This is a genomic window from Methylobacterium sp. E-066 (assembly GCF_022829635.1).
Classification (GTDB): domain Bacteria; phylum Pseudomonadota; class Alphaproteobacteria; order Rhizobiales; family Beijerinckiaceae; genus Methylobacterium.
Genome location: NZ_JAKSYO010000115.1, coordinates 23,200 through 38,708 on the forward strand (window position 1 = coordinate 23,200; position 15,509 = coordinate 38,708).

17 protein-coding genes and 1 tRNA gene are annotated in these 15,509 nt (G+C 69.8%); 10 read left to right on the forward strand and 8 right to left on the reverse strand.

Features of this window, described 5'->3' with window-relative positions; translation table 11 throughout:
- Positions 1 to 228 precede the first annotated feature (228 nt).
- Complete coding sequence (locus tag MKL20_RS16520) at positions 229 to 822, forward strand: GNAT family N-acetyltransferase (RefSeq protein ID WP_243970285.1); 594 nt, start codon at positions 229 to 231, stop codon at positions 820 to 822.
- A gap of 6 nt (positions 823 to 828) precedes the next feature.
- On the opposite strand, the gene MKL20_RS16525 is transcribed toward MKL20_RS16520, so the two are convergent.
- Together MKL20_RS16525 and MKL20_RS16530 are read right to left on the reverse strand one after the other, a co-directional pair.
- A complete protein-coding gene (locus MKL20_RS16525) occupies positions 829 to 1,590 on the reverse strand; it encodes a ComF family protein (protein WP_244037576.1) in 762 nt (253 codons plus the stop codon).
- 18 nt (positions 1,591 to 1,608) lie between these two features.
- Positions 1,609 to 1,854 carry a hypothetical protein gene (locus MKL20_RS16530; protein WP_244037577.1) on the reverse strand — a complete coding sequence of 82 codons (246 nt, stop codon included), beginning with the start codon at positions 1,852 to 1,854 and terminating at the stop codon, positions 1,609 to 1,611.
- 182 nt (positions 1,855 to 2,036) lie between these two features.
- Between MKL20_RS16530 and MKL20_RS16535 the strand changes: the two genes are divergently transcribed.
- A complete protein-coding gene (locus MKL20_RS16535; protein ID WP_244037578.1) occupies positions 2,037 to 2,927 on the forward strand; it encodes a methyltransferase domain-containing protein in 891 nt (296 codons plus the stop codon).
- Complete coding sequence (locus MKL20_RS16540; protein WP_244037579.1) at positions 2,924 to 3,292, forward strand: DUF427 domain-containing protein; 369 nt, start codon at positions 2,924 to 2,926, stop codon at positions 3,290 to 3,292. The genes MKL20_RS16535 and MKL20_RS16540 overlap by 4 nt, the downstream gene beginning before the upstream one ends.
- Before the next feature lie 489 nt (positions 3,293 to 3,781).
- Here the strand turns inward: MKL20_RS16540 and MKL20_RS16545 are convergent, their stop codons facing one another.
- Both MKL20_RS16545 and MKL20_RS16550 read right to left on the reverse strand, forming a co-directional pair.
- Positions 3,782 to 5,308, reverse strand: a complete 1,527-nt coding sequence (locus MKL20_RS16545; RefSeq protein ID WP_244037580.1) for a DUF6880 family protein — start codon at positions 5,306 to 5,308, stop codon at positions 3,782 to 3,784.
- Between the two features lie 16 nt (positions 5,309 to 5,324).
- A complete protein-coding gene (locus MKL20_RS16550; protein ID WP_243970296.1) occupies positions 5,325 to 5,564 on the reverse strand; it encodes a DUF2188 domain-containing protein in 240 nt (79 codons plus the stop codon).
- A gap of 105 nt (positions 5,565 to 5,669) precedes the next feature.
- On the opposite strand from MKL20_RS16550, the gene MKL20_RS16555 reads away from it, so the two are divergent.
- Complete coding sequence (locus MKL20_RS16555; protein WP_244037581.1) at positions 5,670 to 5,927, forward strand: hypothetical protein; 258 nt, start codon at positions 5,670 to 5,672, stop codon at positions 5,925 to 5,927.
- Between the two features lie 23 nt (positions 5,928 to 5,950).
- Here MKL20_RS16555 and MKL20_RS16560 read toward each other — a convergent pair.
- From MKL20_RS16560 to MKL20_RS16570, 3 genes are all read right to left on the reverse strand, one after another.
- Positions 5,951 to 6,037, reverse strand: a tRNA-Leu gene (locus tag MKL20_RS16560).
- 34 nt (positions 6,038 to 6,071) lie between these two features.
- Positions 6,072 to 7,268: an FAD-dependent monooxygenase gene (locus MKL20_RS16565; protein WP_244037582.1), complete on the reverse strand. Its 1,197-nt coding sequence runs from the start codon at positions 7,266 to 7,268 to the stop codon at positions 6,072 to 6,074.
- Between the two features lie 11 nt (positions 7,269 to 7,279).
- Positions 7,280 to 7,537, reverse strand: a complete 258-nt coding sequence (locus tag MKL20_RS16570) for a zinc-finger domain-containing protein (RefSeq protein ID WP_050732645.1) — start codon at positions 7,535 to 7,537, stop codon at positions 7,280 to 7,282.
- 215 nt (positions 7,538 to 7,752) lie between these two features.
- Here MKL20_RS16570 and map point away from each other — a divergent pair, with 215 nt between their 5' ends.
- The 6 genes from map to MKL20_RS16600 all read left to right on the forward strand — a co-directional run bounded on the left by map (position 7,753) and on the right by MKL20_RS16600 (position 13,532).
- The gene (gene map, locus MKL20_RS16575; RefSeq protein WP_244037583.1) at positions 7,753 to 8,580 is read left to right on the forward strand and encodes a type I methionyl aminopeptidase; all 828 of its coding nucleotides are present in this window, start codon (positions 7,753 to 7,755) and stop codon (positions 8,578 to 8,580) included.
- Positions 8,581 to 8,586: 6 nt separating this feature from the next.
- Entirely contained in the window at positions 8,587 to 9,321 is a 735-nt protein-coding gene (radC, locus tag MKL20_RS16580; protein WP_244037584.1) for a RadC family protein, read from the forward strand.
- 97 nt (positions 9,322 to 9,418) lie between these two features.
- Positions 9,419 to 10,858 carry a circularly permuted type 2 ATP-grasp protein gene (locus tag MKL20_RS16585; protein ID WP_244037585.1) on the forward strand — a complete coding sequence of 480 codons (1,440 nt, stop codon included), beginning with the start codon at positions 9,419 to 9,421 and terminating at the stop codon, positions 10,856 to 10,858.
- Between the two features lie 63 nt (positions 10,859 to 10,921).
- Positions 10,922 to 11,869, forward strand: coding sequence for an alpha-E domain-containing protein (locus MKL20_RS16590; protein WP_243970309.1), 948 nt, complete (start codon positions 10,922 to 10,924; stop codon positions 11,867 to 11,869).
- Between the two features lie 22 nt (positions 11,870 to 11,891).
- A complete protein-coding gene (locus MKL20_RS16595; protein ID WP_243970311.1) occupies positions 11,892 to 12,719 on the forward strand; it encodes a transglutaminase family protein in 828 nt (275 codons plus the stop codon).
- A 57-nt stretch (positions 12,720 to 12,776) separates the two neighbouring features.
- The gene (locus MKL20_RS16600) at positions 12,777 to 13,532 is read left to right on the forward strand and encodes a peptidase (protein ID WP_243970314.1); all 756 of its coding nucleotides are present in this window, start codon (positions 12,777 to 12,779) and stop codon (positions 13,530 to 13,532) included.
- Here the strand turns inward: MKL20_RS16600 and MKL20_RS16605 are convergent.
- Positions 13,529 to 15,292, reverse strand: coding sequence for a peptidase domain-containing ABC transporter (locus MKL20_RS16605; RefSeq protein WP_244037586.1), 1,764 nt, complete (start codon positions 15,290 to 15,292; stop codon positions 13,529 to 13,531). The genes MKL20_RS16600 and MKL20_RS16605 overlap by 4 nt on opposite strands.
- Between the last annotated feature and the right edge of the window lie 217 nt (positions 15,293 to 15,509).

A 15,509-nucleotide genomic window follows, 5' to 3' on the forward strand; every position in this document is an offset into this window, starting at 1 on the left:
CCTGAGCCGCATCCCTGTGCCGCGCAAGCTGGACCCGAATCAAGCCCAGCCCGGAACACGGTACGGCGAACCGTTCCATCCGGTCCGCGCATGGCAGCGTGTCCACGGTTGGCCTCAGTCATATTGCTGCATTGCACAACGGCCATGGGGATGCGAGATCAGCCCCGTCTTTCGGGAGGAACGTCCGGATTAATCGGCGCGACAACGCGCACAGACCGGAGACCCATCATGGCTGTTCGACACCTCGCCGTGTCGGCCCACACGGTCCGGCGCCTATGGCCGGCCGACCGCAATGCGGTGCTCGACTATTTCCTGCGCCTCGATTCCGAGGCGCGTGCGAATCGCTTCATGGGCAATGTCAGTGAAGCCGGCGTGCGGGCCTATGCCGCGCAGGCGCTCACCGCTCAGGGGGTGATGTACGGCGCCTTCGTGGACGGCGAACTGCGCGGCTTGGCCGAATTGCGGCCCATGGGGCCGGGTGCCTCGCCCTACGGCCTCGGTCCGAGCGCCGAGGCGGCCTTCGCGGTCGAGCGCGCCTTCCGTCGGCAGGGCATCGGTGCCGACCTGTTCGCCCGGATCGCCCGCGCCGCCCGCCATCGCGGCGTGGCCGACCTGCACGTGCGCTGCCTCTCCGGCAACGGCCCGATGCTGCGGCTGGCAGCCAAGCAGGGCGCGGCCCTGCACCGGGCCGGCTCCGAGACCGAGGGCGCGCTCCACCTCGCCCGGCCGACGCCGTTCTCGCTTTGGTACGAGAGCATCGCGGAGGCGTTCGACTTCACCCTGGCGGTGAGTTTCCCGAACCGCGAGCGGGCCACGGCCTGACCGGTCTTACCCGGCGGCGGTATCGACCAGCGCGAAGGTCAGCAGGTCCACCGACGCCGCCCCGCCGCGCAGGAGCGCCCGGGAGGCGGCATTGCCTGTGGCGCCGGTGGTCATGACGTCGTCGATCAGCAGGACCCGCCGTCCGCGGATGCGGTGCGCCTGCGCGGCCGCCACCCGGAACGCCCCGCTCAGGTTCTCGGCCCGGGCCGCCCGGCTCAGGCCGACCTGGGAGCGGGTCGCCCGGACCCGGACCAGCACCGACGGCTCGAACGGCAGCCCGGCGCCCCTGGCGATCACCCGGCCCAGCAGGGCGGCCTGATTGAAGCGCCGGCGCCAGAGCCGCCAGCGGTGCAACGGGACCGGAACGATGCACTCCGCCTCAGCGATCAAGGCCCGGCCGCTCGCCGCCATCATCCGGCCCATCACGCCGGCCAAATCGAGCCGATCCTCGTACTTCAACCGGTGGACCAGACGGCGGGCGACCTCATCGTAGAGGGCAACCGCGCGGGCGCGTCCGAAGACCGGCGGCTCGGCGATGGCGCGCGGCGAGAGCAGCGGCCCGACGCCGAGATCGACCGCGAACGGCCTCCCGAAGCGCTGGCATAGGGGTTCTTCGATCAGGCGCAGGCCGGTCCAGCAGGCCGGGCACAGGGCGCCGGGATCAGCAGTCGCACCGCCGCAGCCGGAGCAAGTCGGCGGGTAGATCAACGACACGACCCCGCGCGGCAAGCCGCGCAGGGCCGATGCGACGGCGTTGATCGCCGTCATGCGGTCGAAGGACCGGTCTTAGCGGGCCGAGACCGGGCGTGCGCCCTGCTGGTCGATCGCCTGGTCTCGCTGCCGGGCCTGGGAATTCGCCCGGTGGCGACCGATGGCGCAGCCGGCGGCGGCGCCGACCAGGCCGTGATGCCCGGCATAATGGCCGGCGATGCCGCCGACGATCGCGCCCTTGATGCAGCCCTTGGCCTCTGCGCCGCTCGCGGCGGTGAGGGCGGCGAGGGCCATTGCGGCTCCGATGAGCGTGCGCTTCATGACCTGAACTCCTTGATCAATCTCGGCCTTACGGTCGGTCGCAGCAGGAACGGCGGCGCTGCCGAGTCGTTCCATGAGGTTAGCGCGCCTCACGGCACCGTGTGCAGCCGCCATCGATCCTGTTCACAGGCATGCGGACGGGATGCTGGCGGGACGCCGCCGCAAGCGCCATGTGCAGGCCCATGAACGCCCCGGCCGCCCTGTTCGACACCGCCCTCGCCCGCCATCGCCTCGCCCGGGCCGAGCGGATCGGCTACGCCGGTTTTCTGCTCGACCGGCTCGTCGAGGATCTGGATGATCGCCTGGGCGCGGTACTGCGCGATTTCTCGACGGTGCTCGACCTCGCCACACCCGGCACGGGGGCGGGCACGGCGCTCGCGTCCCGGTATCCGAAATCCCTGATTCTCCGCCTGGCGGCCCTGCCCGGATCCGGCGGCAACCACATCGTCGGAGACCCGGAATTCCTGCCCCTGGTCGCCGGGAGCCTCGACTTGGCCGTCTCCCTGCTGACGCTGCACGCCGTCAACGATCTTCCTGGCACGCTGATTCAGCTGCGCCGGGCGCTGCGGCCGGACGGCCTGTTCCTCGGCTGCCTGCTCGGCGGCGCGACGCTCACCGAATTGCGCCAGAGCTTCGCCCAGGCCGAGAGCGAGATCGAGGGCGGGATCAGCCCGCGGGTGTCGCCGTTCGCGGCTGTGCGCGAGGCAGGCGCCCTGCTGCAGCGGGCGGGGTTCGCCCTGCCGGTGGCCGATACCGACACCCTGACGGTGCGCTACGCCGACCTGTTCGGGCTGATGCGCGATCTGCGCGCCATGGGCATGACCAACGTGCTCACCGAGCGTCGGCGCACGCCCCTGCGCCGGGCGACCCTGGTGCGTGCTGCGGAAGTCTATGCCGAGCGCTTTTCGGACCCCGACGGGCGGGTGCGGGCGACCTTCGAGGTGCTGTGGCTCTCAGGCTGGGTCCCCCATGAGAGCCAGCAAAAGCCGCTGCGCCCCGGGACCGCCAAATCCCGCTTGGCCGATGCCCTTGGAACCGTCGAACTGAAACCCGAACCTGGGAGAACGCCATGAAACAGCCCGGACCAGACCATCCGATCACCCTCACGCCGGAGCCGCACCGGATCCGCGTGCTGGTCGCCGGCGTGGCGGTGGCGGACACGCGCAACGCCGTGCGCCTGCAGGAGGCGAGCTACCCGCCGGTGTTCTACATCCCTCGGGCGGACATCCAGGCGGACTCCTTCGTGCCCTCCGCCAAGACCAGCCACTGCCCGTACAAGGGCGAGGCCCGGTATTTCGATCTCGTCGTCGAAGGCGTTCGGCGCCCCGATGCGGTGTGGAGCTACGAGGCGCCGTTCCCGGCCGTTTCGGCCATCAGGGACCACGTCGCGTTCTATCCCGATCGCGTCGATGCGATCGAGGTTTTGGAAGCCTCATAGGGCTCGCTCTCCCGCCCGCCGTTCCCGGCCGGCCCGCGCGTATCATCGTCTCAACCGTCATTGCGAGCGCAGCGAAGCAACCCAGGGCAGCGCGCGATCCCAGAATGGTGCGTGTCCCTGGGTTGCTTCGCTGCGCTCGCAATGACGGGAATAGCCGAGCTAAATCCCTGATCCAACAAAGGGACCGATTTTCAGGCGCATCTTCCAGGCACGCGTCGGGGATGTAGAAAAGACTAGGATCTGCATCTGGATGCCAAACGACTTGGACGACAACATCTCAGAGCCTGTTTGACTGCGCGATTGCAGTCGCGTGATGGTTCTGATCGACGGAGATCCTGATCTCTCCCCTCATCCTGAGGTGCTGCGCAGCAGCCTCGAAGGAGCCCTCAAGGGATCGCGCGGCTGGCTGGAGGGCTCCTTCGAGGGCTCCGCTCCGCTACGCCACCGCAGGATGAGGTTGAGGATGGGAATGACCGGTCAAACAGGCGCTCAGTCGCGCAGCAACCCCCAGAACGCGTGCTTGCGGCCGTGATCCCGCCGCAGCCTCTCCCGGTAGGCGGCCGGCGCTGGGTCGATCGCACCCGCCGCTAGGCGGTCGGCGAGGCCATCGAGTTCCAGCAGGTAGCGCGCACCGTGGGCATAGGCGGCGCTGCGGCCGGATTCGAGGATGCCGTCGAGAAGGCGGCGATACAGGATCGTGGCGGCGAGCGGGTAATCCTGGACCAGGGCCTCGGCGGCCGGCGCCAGCACGGCGTAGTTCTCGCCCTGCCAGAGCTTTCGCTTCTCGGTGACCAGCCCCGCAGCCCGGGATAGGTCCGGCCAGCCCACCAGGAAGGCGAGTGCCCGGTGGGGATTGGCGAAAGACTCGGCGTGATCGAGCGCCTTCTGAAGCGCCTCCTCGTCCTCGAAATCCGGGAGCTTGGCGAGGTAGGCGCGCAGCATCGGGGCGTCGAGATCGCGCTCGAACAGCGCCCAGCGCAGGGCCTGCGCCTCCTCGCCCCGGTTGAGCGCGTCGAGGATCTCGATCTCCAACGCCTGCCGCTCGCGCTCGGGCCCGCGCGGGTCGAAGCCGGCGATCAGGTCGGCGCGGGTCACGATGCGCAGGCCCGGCTCCTGCTCCCGCCGGATCCAGTCCAGGGCCTCCCCGGCCCGGCCGGCGCCGAGCAGGCGTTGCGCGACCGAACGGCGGTCCTCCCGGCCCGGCGCAATCTCGCACTCCAGGGCGATGAAGGCGTCGGTGTCGTTGCGCCGGTCGGCGATCACTTGGCGCAGGCGCAGGATCTGACCGCGGGCGGCGACGCGGCGATGGGCGGCGTCACTCCGTGGAGTGCCGGCCATCTCCATCCCAGCAGCTGCTTCCGCCAGCGCCGTGTCGATCTCCGATAGCGCGTCCGGCGCGAGCGTCGACACCATCTCGCCCAGCAGCGTGCCGAGGGGGCCGAACGGGTCGGCCGTGAAGGGGGCGACGAGGCTGGTGGCGACCCGTGCGGCCTCGGCCGGCGTCAGACCGGCGGCAATCTCCACGAAGGCGTCCGTGGCGCGCTCATAGACGCCCTGCACCGCGCCGGTGCTGTCATCGACCCGGTTCAGCACCGCGTCGCCGCCGTCCAAGAAGCGCCGGAGACGATCGAGGGCGGCGCCGGCATCCAGCGGGCGCAGCTCGTTGAGGATGACCGTCACGGTTGCGTCAAGATCGGCCGCGAAGGCCCGGCGCTTCTGCCAGTCGATGTAGCCCTGGGCGGATTCGAGGGCCGCCAGCCGCCGGTCGATCATCGCCGCGACGGCATCCGGACCCTGCAGGGCGGCGAGCGCGGCGGTGACCAGCTTCTTGAAGGTGGGGTTGCGTGCGGTCTCGCCGAGGATCAGCCCGATGAGCCGGTCCGGCCCCAGCTCCGCCAGGGTCTCGGGCGACGGGGTCGTGCGGCGCGCACCTTTGGGACGCGCCGGCTTGGGGGTGGCGTCCGGCTTCGGACGGGCCTTGGTGCGCGCCTGGGTTGCGGCTTTCGTTGGCGCCACGGCAAGGCCGCTCCGGTCAGTCCACAACCTTGGCGCGGGGACGATCGCTGCCCTGCGCGGTCTCGTCGTGCCAGCTTCCGCTCTTGTCCTGGTAGCGGATGCCCTCGGTGGAGCCGGGGACCTGCTGCTCGGCGGCGGCGGCCTGGGCGGCCTGGAGGGCCTCTTCGCGGCTCGGGAAAGTCTCGGAGAAGACGTCGCCGACCTTGTAGGCGAAGCCGCCATCGTGCTCGACGATGCGATAGGTAACCTCGGACATTGCGACTCCTGTACGCGCTCGGATTGGTGGAACGCGAACCCGTCGCCCGCCGCCGGGTTCCAAGCCGGCCTCCGATCCGCCGGAAAGTCGGGCTAGCGGGACCGGATGACGACGCTGCTTCGCCCGATCCTGGCCCTCGGCCTCCTCGTCGCTTCGACGCATGTCCACGCCGAGGAGGGCTTTTTCGATTCACTCTTCGGCGGCTCTTCGCGGTCTGCGCCGGCCCACCCGTTCGCGTCGAATTATCCCTCGGCCCCGCCGACCCCCGACGACATCCGCGCCGAGCGTCAGCGGCGCCCGGTGCGGACGGAGCGCGAGCGCGGCCGGGGGCCGGTGCCGCCGGGCCGGATCCCGGAGGAGTGAAGCGGCGATCGATTCGGGTTTCATGGTGCGGACGGCGGGACTCGAACCCGCACGGCCTTGCGGCCGCAAGATTTTAAGTCTCGTGCGTCTACCGGTTCCGCCACGTCCGCATGGGCCCCTCGGTAGCGGCGCCGGCGCGCGTGATCAAGCGGGGGGCGTCCAGCCGTAGAGCCAAGCGTAACGGTCGCGCATGCCGTCGGGGCCGAGGCGGGCCATCACGGTGTTGCGGGCAAAGCCCAGGAGACGGCCGGCGTGGTAGGTCCGGCCGTTCGAGCGGGCCGCCCATTGCACCCGGCGCACCCGGGCGGTCCGATCGGTTGAATAGACTGCGAGCGCCGCGGGGACGTCGGCGTTGTCCGCCAGGGCGCGGCTCAGCACGGCGGCATCCTCGATCGCCAGGGCGGCCCCCTGGGCGAGGTAGGGCAGGACCGGGTGCGCCGCGTCGCCGAGCAGCGCCACCCGGCCGGCGGCCAGGGGACGGGCTACGGCCCGGTCGGCCAGCGACCAGACCAGCCAGGAATCGGGCAGGCTCAGCAGATCGCGCAAGGGGCCGGCGCAGCCGCGCAGATGCGCGCGCAGCACCGCGGGCTCGCCGAGGCGACCCCAATCCTCGTCGCCCACCGCCTCGGGCACCACCGCCACGACGTTGAGGAAGCGGCCGCCCCGCACCGGGTAATGCACGACGTGCCGGCCCCGGCCGAGCCACAGGCCGGTGGCCGGACCTTGCAGCGCCTCCGGCACCGCCTCACTGGGGATCAGGGCGCGCCACGCCGCCGCGCGGCCCGGCCGCAGCGGCGCTGCGTCGAGATGAGCGCGCAGGCGGGAGCGCAGGCCGTCGGCGCCGATCACGAGGTCGAACGGCAACGCCTGGGCGCCGCCGCTGCTCTCGGCGGTGAGGACGGCGCCGGAATCGGTCTCGGCGAGGCCGGTGATGTCGCGGCCCATCATCAGGCGGATCGCCGGGCGGCTGCGCAGGGCATCGAGCAGCAGGGTCTGCAAGTCGGCCCGGTGGATCACGTAATAGGGCGCGCCGAAGCGCTCCTGGGCCGCCACGCCCAGCGCCACGCCGCCGATCCGGCGGCCGCTCTCAAGGGCGCGCACCTCCACCCCCGGCGGCTCGCTCGCCGCCCGGCGCAGGGCCGCAGAGAGGCCGAGATCGGCCAGCACCCGGCTCGCGTTCGGGGAGATCTGGATCCCGGCCCCGACCTCGCTGAAGCCGGTGCGACGCTCGATCACCGTGACGGCGTGCCCGGCATCCGACAGGGCCAGGGCCGCGGTCAGACCGCCGATCCCGGCCCCGACGATCCCGATTTCCAGGGGCGTTCGACTGTCTGAGGGCAATGGAGGGGGCGCTACTCCGCGGCGACGGCGGCGGCGTCGTGCCAGACGCAGGCCTGCGGATCGGCCTCGTCGGCCTTCAGGCCGGCGCGGTAGCGATAGAGCGTCGAGCAGTACTGGCAGATGATCTCGGTGTCGGCGCCCATGTCGAGGAACACGTGCGGGTGGTCGAACGGCGGCAGCGCGCCGATGCACATGAATTCCTTCACCCCGACCGCGATCACCGGCACGCCCGGCTCGTTGTGGAAGTGCGGTACCGCCTTGCCTGCCATACGGCCCTCGCCTGCCCCGCACCCGTCCGCACGGGCGAATCTGCCCGGGCGCTCCGGGGCGCCTCGCGGCCGCTTATGCCGCCAGCCCCGCGGCCCACGCAAGCCTCCACCGCCGCGCACCCGTGCACCGTCCGGCGCGGGCGGCTTGGCCTGCCGCGCCGGGCACCGTACATAGGGTCGGCACCCGATTTACGACGCCGCAAAAAGTCACGACGATGCAACAGGAACAGGCCACCGCGCAGGGCACGCGCCGCGCGCCGGAGCCGCCGATCCACGGTCCCGAAGGATTCGAGGGCATGCGCCGGGCCGGGCGCCTGACCGCCGAGGCCCTGGACGTCCTGATGGAGGCGACGCAGCCCGGCGTCACCACCGAGGAGCTCGACAAGCTCGCCTATGAATTCGCCATGGATCACGGCGCCTATCCGGCCTCGCTGCTGTATCGCGGCTATCCGAAGTCGATCTGCACCTCGATCAACCACGTGGTCTGCCACGGCATCCCGAACGACAAGCCCCTGCGCGAGGGCGACATCGTCAACCTCGATTGCTGCCTGATCCTCGACGGCTGGCACGGCGATTCGAGCCGGATGGCCTATGTCGGCGAGGTGCCCCGCAAGGCGCAGCGCCTGTGCGAGATCACCTACGAGGCGCTGATGCGCGGCGTCGCGGCGGTGAAGCCCGGCGGTTCGACCAACGATATCGGCCGGGCGATCCAGACCTTCGCCGAGAGCGAGCGCTGCTCGGTGGTGCGCGACTTCTGCGGCCACGGCCTCGGGCGGATCTACCACGATGCGCCGACCATCCTGCACTACGTCGAGGCGAGCTACGACGTGCCGTTGAAGCCCGGCCAGTTCTTCACCATCGAGCCGATGATCAATCTCGGCCGGCCGGCCGTGAAGGTGCTGGGCGACGGCTGGACCGCGGTGACCCGCGACCGTTCGCTCTCCGCCCAGTTCGAGCACACCGTGGCGGTGACCGAGACCGGCGTCGAGATCTTCACGATCTCGCCCGAGGGGCTGCATCAGCCCATCAATCCGGCGGCCTGACCGGCCGTGGCTCCGGAGGACGGCAGCGCGGCGGGGCTGTTCGCCGAGAGCGCCGTGCCTGCCGCCAAGGAGCCGCCGCATTATCACGGCCATCGCGACCGCCTGCGGGAGAAATTCGCGGCGGTCGGCGACGCCTTGGCCGATTACGAGCTGCTGGAACTGGTCCTGTTCCGGGCGATTCCCCGGCGGGACGTGAAGCCGCTCGCCAAGGCGCTGGTTGCCCGATTCGGAAGCTTCGCCGAGGTGCTGAGCGCCGAGCCGGCCCGGCTGATGGAGGTCGAGGGCGTGAGCGCCGGGGTCGCCGCCGACCTCAAGGTGATCGAGGCCGCGGGGCGGCGGCTCGCCCGGGGGGCGCTCCGCACGCGCGACCTGCTCAATTCCTGGAGCGCGCTCCAGGACTATCTGCGCACCACCATGGCGTTCGCGCCGCGCGAGGAATTCCGCATCTTGTTCCTCGACAAGCGCAATCACCTCATCGCCGACGAGGTGCAGGGGCGCGGTACGGTCGACCACACGCCGGTCTATCCCCGCGAGGTCGCCCGCCGGGCGCTGGAACTCTCGGCCACCGCGATCATCCTCGCCCACAACCATCCCTCGGGCGACCCGGCCCCGTCGGCGGCCGACGTGGCGATGACCCGCGAGATCGTCTCGGTCCTGGCACCCCTTAAAATTGTGGTGCACGACCATGTCATCCTCGGTCGAAACGGACATGCCAGCTTGAAAGGCCTCAAGCTGTTCTGATCTTCCTGCCGTCTTGAGCGTTGTCGACCGCACGTATAGCCCTGCTGGGGGTGGCGCGTCTCTTGCCTGAAGAGCGGGAGCGTTAGGGAGAAGCGGAATGGCGTTGACGGCCTTCGACGAGATGAACGGACTCGGCAACGGCGCCGCCGATCCGGCCGCCGTCCGCGATGCCTACGGCAAGCTGAAGACCTGGCTCGAGACCACCCCGCCCGAGCATTTCAACACCCGCCGGAGCCAGGCCGAGCTGCTATTCCGCCGGATCGGCATCACCTTCGCGGTCTACGGCGACAACGAATCGACCGAGCGGCTGATCCCGTTCGACATCATCCCGCGGGTGATCACCAAGCCGGAATGGGATTTCCTGGAGCGCGGCCTCAAGCAGCGGGTGACCGCGATCAACCTGTTCCTGAAGGATGTCTACGGCGCCCAGGAATGCATCAAGGCCGGCATCATTCCGGCCGATCTGGTCTACCGGAACGCCCATTACCGCATGGAGATGCGCTCGTTCCGGGTGCCGCACGACCTCTACGTGCACGTGGCCGGGATCGACATCGTCCGCACCGGCGAGAAGGACTTCTTCGTCCTTGAGGACAATGCCCGGATCCCGTCCGGGGTCTCCTACATGCTGGAGAACCGGGAGGTGATGCTGCGCCTGTTCCCGGACCTGTTCTCCAAGCACCGGGTCGCCCCGGTGGAGAACTACCCGGACGCCCTGCTCGCGACCCTGCGCAGCCTCGCGCCGAGCTCGGCCACGCGCGATCCCACGGTGGTCCTGCTGACCCCCGGCCGCTACAACTCGGCCTTCTACGAGCACTCGTTCCTGGCCGACAAACTCGGCGTCGAACTGGTGGAGGCGTCCGACCTCTTCACCAAGGACGACGTGGTCTACATGCGCACCACCGAGGGGCCGCGCCGGGTCGACGTGATCTACCGCCGCCTCGACGACGATTTTCTGGATCCTCTCGTGTTCCGGCCGGATTCGGTGCTCGGTGTGCCGGGCCTGATGAATGCCTACGAGCGCGGCTCCGTGACCTTGGCCAACGCCGTAGGCACCGGCATCTCGGACGACAAGGCCGTCTACAGCTACATGCCGGAGATCGTGAAATTCTTCACCGGCGAGGAGCCGATCCTGCACAACGTGCCGACCTATCGCTGCCGCGAGAAGGAGTCGTTCGCCTACGTGATGGACAATCTGTCCGAGCTGGTGGTGAAGGAGGTCAATGGCTCGGGCGGCTACGGGATGCTGGTCGGGCCACATGCGAGCAAGCGCGAGATCGATGATTTCGCCAAGAAGCTCAAGCACGCCCCGGACGGGTTCATCGCCCAGCCGACCCTGTCGCTCTCGACCTGCCCCACCTTCGTGGCCTCCGGGGTCGCCCCGCGCCACGTCGATCTGCGGCCGTTCGTGCTCAACGGGGCCGATCAGATCCGCATCGTGCCCGGGGGTCTGACCCGCGTCGCGCTGAAGGAGGGGTCTTTGGTGGTCAATTCCAGCCAGGGCGGTGGTACGAAGGATACCTGGGTGCTCGACGCCTAAGGGGGCATCGCCCCACACATCCAGACGCGCCGCCTGCCGCCGAGCCGATCCGAGTCGCAAGAAATGCTCTCCAGGACTGCCGACAACCTCTTCTGGCTCTCGCGCTACGTCGAGCGCGCCGACTTCGTCGCGCGCATCCTCGACGCGGCGCACCGGCTGGCCTCGCTGCCCACCAGCTACGGCGGCGGCGAGACCAACGAATGGGAATCCGCCCTCGCCTCGGCGGGCGACCCGGAGCTGTTCAAGCCGCATTACAGCGCAGTCAACGCCGACACGGTCTGCGATTTTCTCGCGTTCAGCCCGCATAACCCGTCTTCGATTCGCTCCTGCATCGAGTCGGCCCGCGAGAATGCCCGTTCGGTGCGCACCGCACTCACCACCGAGATGTGGGACGCGATCAACGGCGCGTGGCTTGAGCTGCGCAACTACGCCGGCAAGGAGCTCAGCCGCGACGAGTTCAGCCGCTTCCTCGACTGGGTGAAGACCGTCTCGCTGACTTTCGACGGTTCGGCCTTCCGGACCATGCTGCGCAACGACGCGTTCTGGTTCACCCGCCTCGGCACGGCGATCGAGCGGGCCGACAACACCGCCCGCATCCTCGACGTGAAGTACCAGATCCTGCTGCCGCAGAACGAGACGGTGGGCGGCAGCCTCGACTACTTCCAGTGGACCACGATCCTGCGCGAGGTCTCGGCCTTCAACGCCTATCACTGGGTCTATCGCGAGAGCGTCAAGCCGCTGCTGGTGGCCGACCTCCTGATGCTGAACAAGCAGATGCCGCGCTCCTTCGCCAATTGCTACGGCGTGATCGTCGAGTATCTCGACCTGATCGCGGATGCCTACGGACGGCGCGGGCCGAGCCAGCGCCTGGCCGGGAACATGCTGGCCAAGCTCGACAGCGAGGATATCGACCGCGTGTTCAATTCGGGGCTCCACGAGTTCGTCGAGGCGTTCATCGCGGAGAACAACAGGGTGGGCGAAGCCATCGCCAAGCAGTATCTGGTCGGCTGAACAGGACGGACAGGCCCGGCGCATGCGCATCCGCGTGGTCCACGAGACCATCTACACCTACGAGCAGCCGGCCCGCGGGCTCGTGCAGGTCATGCGACTGACCCCGCGGGACCATGACGGGCAATATGTCCGCACCTGGCGGATCGACACCTCCATCGACGGGCGGCTCACCGCCCGCGAGGACGGGTTCGGCAACATCGTCCACTGGTTCACGCCGGACGCGCCGGCGGACGCCCTGACCATCCGGGTCACCGGCTCGGTCGATACCGAGGACACCCACGGGGTGGTCCGCGGCACGGTCGAGCGCCTGCCGGACGCGTTCTACCTGCGGGACACGGATCTCTGCGCGACCAGCGCGGACCTGCAGATCTTCGCCGAGCGGGTCGCCACCGACGGCGACGGCACGCCGCTCGCCGTGCTGCACCGCCTGCGCGGGGCGGTGCCGGAGGCGGTGGCCTACGAAGCTGGGCCGGCCGCCAACGCCGTGCCCGCCGGAAAAGCCTTCACCGCCGGCAAGGGTGTCTGCCAGGATCTGACCCACGTCTTCATCGCCGCCGCCCGCCATCTCGGCATCCCGGCCCGCTACGTCGCCGGCTACCGCGCCCGCGACGACGGCGAGGCCGATGTCGAGGCGCCGCATGGCTGGGCCGAGGCCCTGGTGCCGGATCTCGGCTGGGTGGCGTTCGACCCGTGCTACGAGAACGCGCCGTCGGACGGATACATCCGCGTCGCCTCGGGGCTCGACTACCTGGGCGCGGCGCCGATCCGCGGCAGCCGCACCGGCGGCGGCACCGAGACACTGGACGTCAAGCTCCGCGTCGAGCAAGGCAGGGGCGCCGCTCAATCCTGATTCCCAAAAAGACGGTCTTCGGCACCAGCCGGGGCCCTCCGCGAGAGCCCGAAAGCCATGACCTACTGCGTCGGTGTCCTCGTCGAGGAGGGGCTCGTGATGGTCGCCGACACCCGTACCAATGCGGGGCTCGACGACATCTCGACCTACCGCAAGCTCCACCACTTCAACGTGCCGGGCGAGCGGGTCATGATGCTGGCCTCGGCCGGCAACCTGTCGATCACGCAATCGGTCCTGAGCCTGCTGCAGGAAGGCGTCCCCGGCGAGGAGGGCGAGCTGCCCCAGAAGCTGATCGAGGCGCCGACGATGTTCCAGGCGGCGCAGCTCATCGGCCGCGCCATCCGGCGGGTCCGGGAGATCGAGAAGGACGGGTTCGAGGCGGCCAGCATCCGGTTCTCGATCTCGCTGCTGTTCGGCGGCCAGATCGCCGGCGAGGACATGCGGCTGTTCCTGATCTACTCGGCCGGCAACTTCATCGAGTGCAGCACCGACGCGCCGTTCCTCCAGATCGGCGAGCACAAATACGGCAAGCCGATCCTCGACCGGGCGGTGAAGTTCGAGAGCGACCTCTACGACGCCCTGAAGGTGAGCCTCGTCTCGATGGATTCGACCATGCGGTCGAATCTCGGCGTCGGCCTGCCGATCGACATCGCCGTGGCCCGCCGGGGCGCCCTCGACCTCGAAGTGAACCACCGGATCGAGGCCGGCGAGGGCTACTTTCATGATCTGCGCGAGCGCTGGTCGGCCGCACTCCGGGCCGCGCACCGGGCGATCCCGCGCCCGCCCTACGGGCCGGCGGCGAAGCAGGGTTAAACCGCCGGCTCCGGCTCCTTCCCGGTCTCGACCATCGAGCGCGTGTAATCCGCCCAGAGCGCCGCGTAGAGCGGCACCGTTCGGAGCAGATCCTCGTGTCCGCCGTCGCCGAGCAGGCGGCCGCCGTCGAGGACCAGGATCCGGTCGGCCTGGCGGGCCGCCGCGAGGTGATGGGTCACGAGGATCAGCAGCCGCTCGCGGCCCCAGGCGGTGAGGTTCCGCTCCAGCGCCAGGGCGGCTTCCGGATCGAGGAAGGCGGTCGGCTCATCGAGCAGCGCCACCGGCGGGTTGCGGATCACCGCCCGGGCGATGGACAGGCGCTGGCGCTGACCACCCGACAGGGCCCGGCCGCCCTCCCCGAGCGGCGTTTCGAGCCCCTCGGGCAGGTTCTCCACCAGTGCCCGCACCCCTGCAAAGTCCAGCGCCGCGTCGAGGGCCGCTGCGTCCGGCCGCCGCGCGGCGAGGTTCTCGCGCACGCTTCCCGAGAACAGCACCGTATCCTGGTCCACGGTGCCGATTTGGCCCCGCAGCCAGCGAGGATCGTAGTCCCGCAGGTCGGCGCCGCCCAGCTCGACCCGGCCGGTATAGTCGCGCTGCAGGCCGAGCAGGATGCGCAGCAGGGTCGACTTGCCCGAGCCGTTGCGGCCGACGATGGCGACGATCCCGCGCTCCGGCAGTGTGACGCTCAGCTCCTGCAGGGCCGGCTGCGCAGCGCCCGGATAGGTCAGTGAGACCCGATCGAGCCGGATGCCGCCGGGGCCGATCCGGCGCACGGGTGGATGGCGGTTCGCCCGCTCGCGCGGCAAGTCGAGGAAGCCGCCGATCGCCCCGAGCGCGACGTTCACCTCCTGGGTCATGCGCAGGATGTCAGCGCTGCTCAGGAGCGGGCCGGTGATCCGGGCCGAGACCACTTGGATCGCCAGGAACTCGCCGACCGTCAGGTGTCCGCCATAGATGCGCCAGCAGCCGACGCCGATCACGAGCAGCGTCATGGCCCGGGAGACCGCCTGTGACCGGAGCCCGTAGCGGCGCTGCAGATCCATCACGGCGCTCAGCTCGTTGAGCGTCGTGTCCGTGACCGTATTCCAGCGTCGCATGCGCCCGGCTTCAAGGGCGAGCGCCTTCACCGTGGGGAGGCCATGCACGCTCTCCGCCAGGGTGCCGTCGCGGACGCCCAGGGCCGTGTAGAAGGCCTTTGCGGACTTCCAGATGCCGCTGATCTGATTGCTCGCAACCACGATGATGACGGGCGCCGCGAGGACGAGCACGGTTCCGACGACCACGTCGTAGTGGAAGACGAGGCCGAATGCGACGAGCGCGCCGCCGGCATCGATCACGGTGTTCGGCACCTGATGCAGGATGAAGTCCCGGATCTTCGTGATCTGCTGGAAGTGGTTCAGGATGTCACCGGACTTGAAGCCGGCGCCGTCGATCCGCACCCGCAGCAGATGCGCGAAGACCCGGCGTGACATCCGGCGGTCGAGGAAGACCGCGAGCGCGATGATCAGGCGACCGCGGAATGCGGTCAGCAAAACCTCCGCGCCGATCGACAGGATCGCGAGGACCGCCAATCCGAGCAGCGGCAGGTCCGCCTGTCCGGCCACGATCGCGTCGACGATCCGCTGGGTCGCCACCGGAAAGACGAGCCCGACGCCGTATCCGGCCGCGATGGCGAGCAGCAGCCGGGTAACCTGTCCCCGGCGCAACGCGAGGGCGCGGCCGAGCCAGCGCCAGCCAAAGGACGATCGGTCTGCCTGCAACGCCAATCCCCCGAATCGGGCGCGAATTGAGGCATACATTCTTGGTGCTGACGACCCGTCCCCTGGCGAATGAAAGACCCTCCTCTCGGATGCTCGGGAGCTGCCGGGGTGCCGGAGCGCCGACCCTGTCATCCCGGCGTCGCGCAGCGGAGCCCGGGATCCAGAATCGCAGGTGGACCAGGCTCTTGCACCGTCGCCGGCTCTGGATTGCCGCCTC

Excerpts from the sequence above, each read along its gene's own strand:
- MKL20_RS16520 (WP_243970285.1), top strand. The coding sequence starts at position 229 with ATGGCTGTTCGACACCTCGCCGTGTCGGCCCACACGGTCCGGCGCCTA.
- MKL20_RS16525 (WP_244037576.1), bottom strand. The coding sequence starts at position 1,590 with ATGACGGCGATCAACGCCGTCGCATCGGCCCTGCGCGGCTTGCCGCGC.
- MKL20_RS16530 (WP_244037577.1), bottom strand. The coding sequence starts at position 1,854 with ATGAAGCGCACGCTCATCGGAGCCGCAATGGCCCTCGCCGCCCTCACC.
- MKL20_RS16535 (WP_244037578.1), top strand. The coding sequence starts at position 2,037 with ATGAACGCCCCGGCCGCCCTGTTCGACACCGCCCTCGCCCGCCATCGC.
- MKL20_RS16540 (WP_244037579.1), top strand. The coding sequence starts at position 2,924 with ATGAAACAGCCCGGACCAGACCATCCGATCACCCTCACGCCGGAGCCG.
- MKL20_RS16550 (WP_243970296.1), bottom strand. The coding sequence starts at position 5,564 with ATGTCCGAGGTTACCTATCGCATCGTCGAGCACGATGGCGGCTTCGCC.
- MKL20_RS16555 (WP_244037581.1), top strand. The coding sequence starts at position 5,670 with ATGACGACGCTGCTTCGCCCGATCCTGGCCCTCGGCCTCCTCGTCGCT.
- MKL20_RS16570 (WP_050732645.1), bottom strand. The coding sequence starts at position 7,537 with ATGGCAGGCAAGGCGGTACCGCACTTCCACAACGAGCCGGGCGTGCCG.
- map (WP_244037583.1), top strand. The coding sequence starts at position 7,753 with ATGCAACAGGAACAGGCCACCGCGCAGGGCACGCGCCGCGCGCCGGAG.
- MKL20_RS16585 (WP_244037585.1), top strand. The coding sequence starts at position 9,419 with ATGGCGTTGACGGCCTTCGACGAGATGAACGGACTCGGCAACGGCGCC.
- MKL20_RS16590 (WP_243970309.1), top strand. The coding sequence starts at position 10,922 with ATGCTCTCCAGGACTGCCGACAACCTCTTCTGGCTCTCGCGCTACGTC.
- MKL20_RS16595 (WP_243970311.1), top strand. The coding sequence starts at position 11,892 with ATGCGCATCCGCGTGGTCCACGAGACCATCTACACCTACGAGCAGCCG.
- MKL20_RS16600 (WP_243970314.1), top strand. The coding sequence starts at position 12,777 with ATGACCTACTGCGTCGGTGTCCTCGTCGAGGAGGGGCTCGTGATGGTC.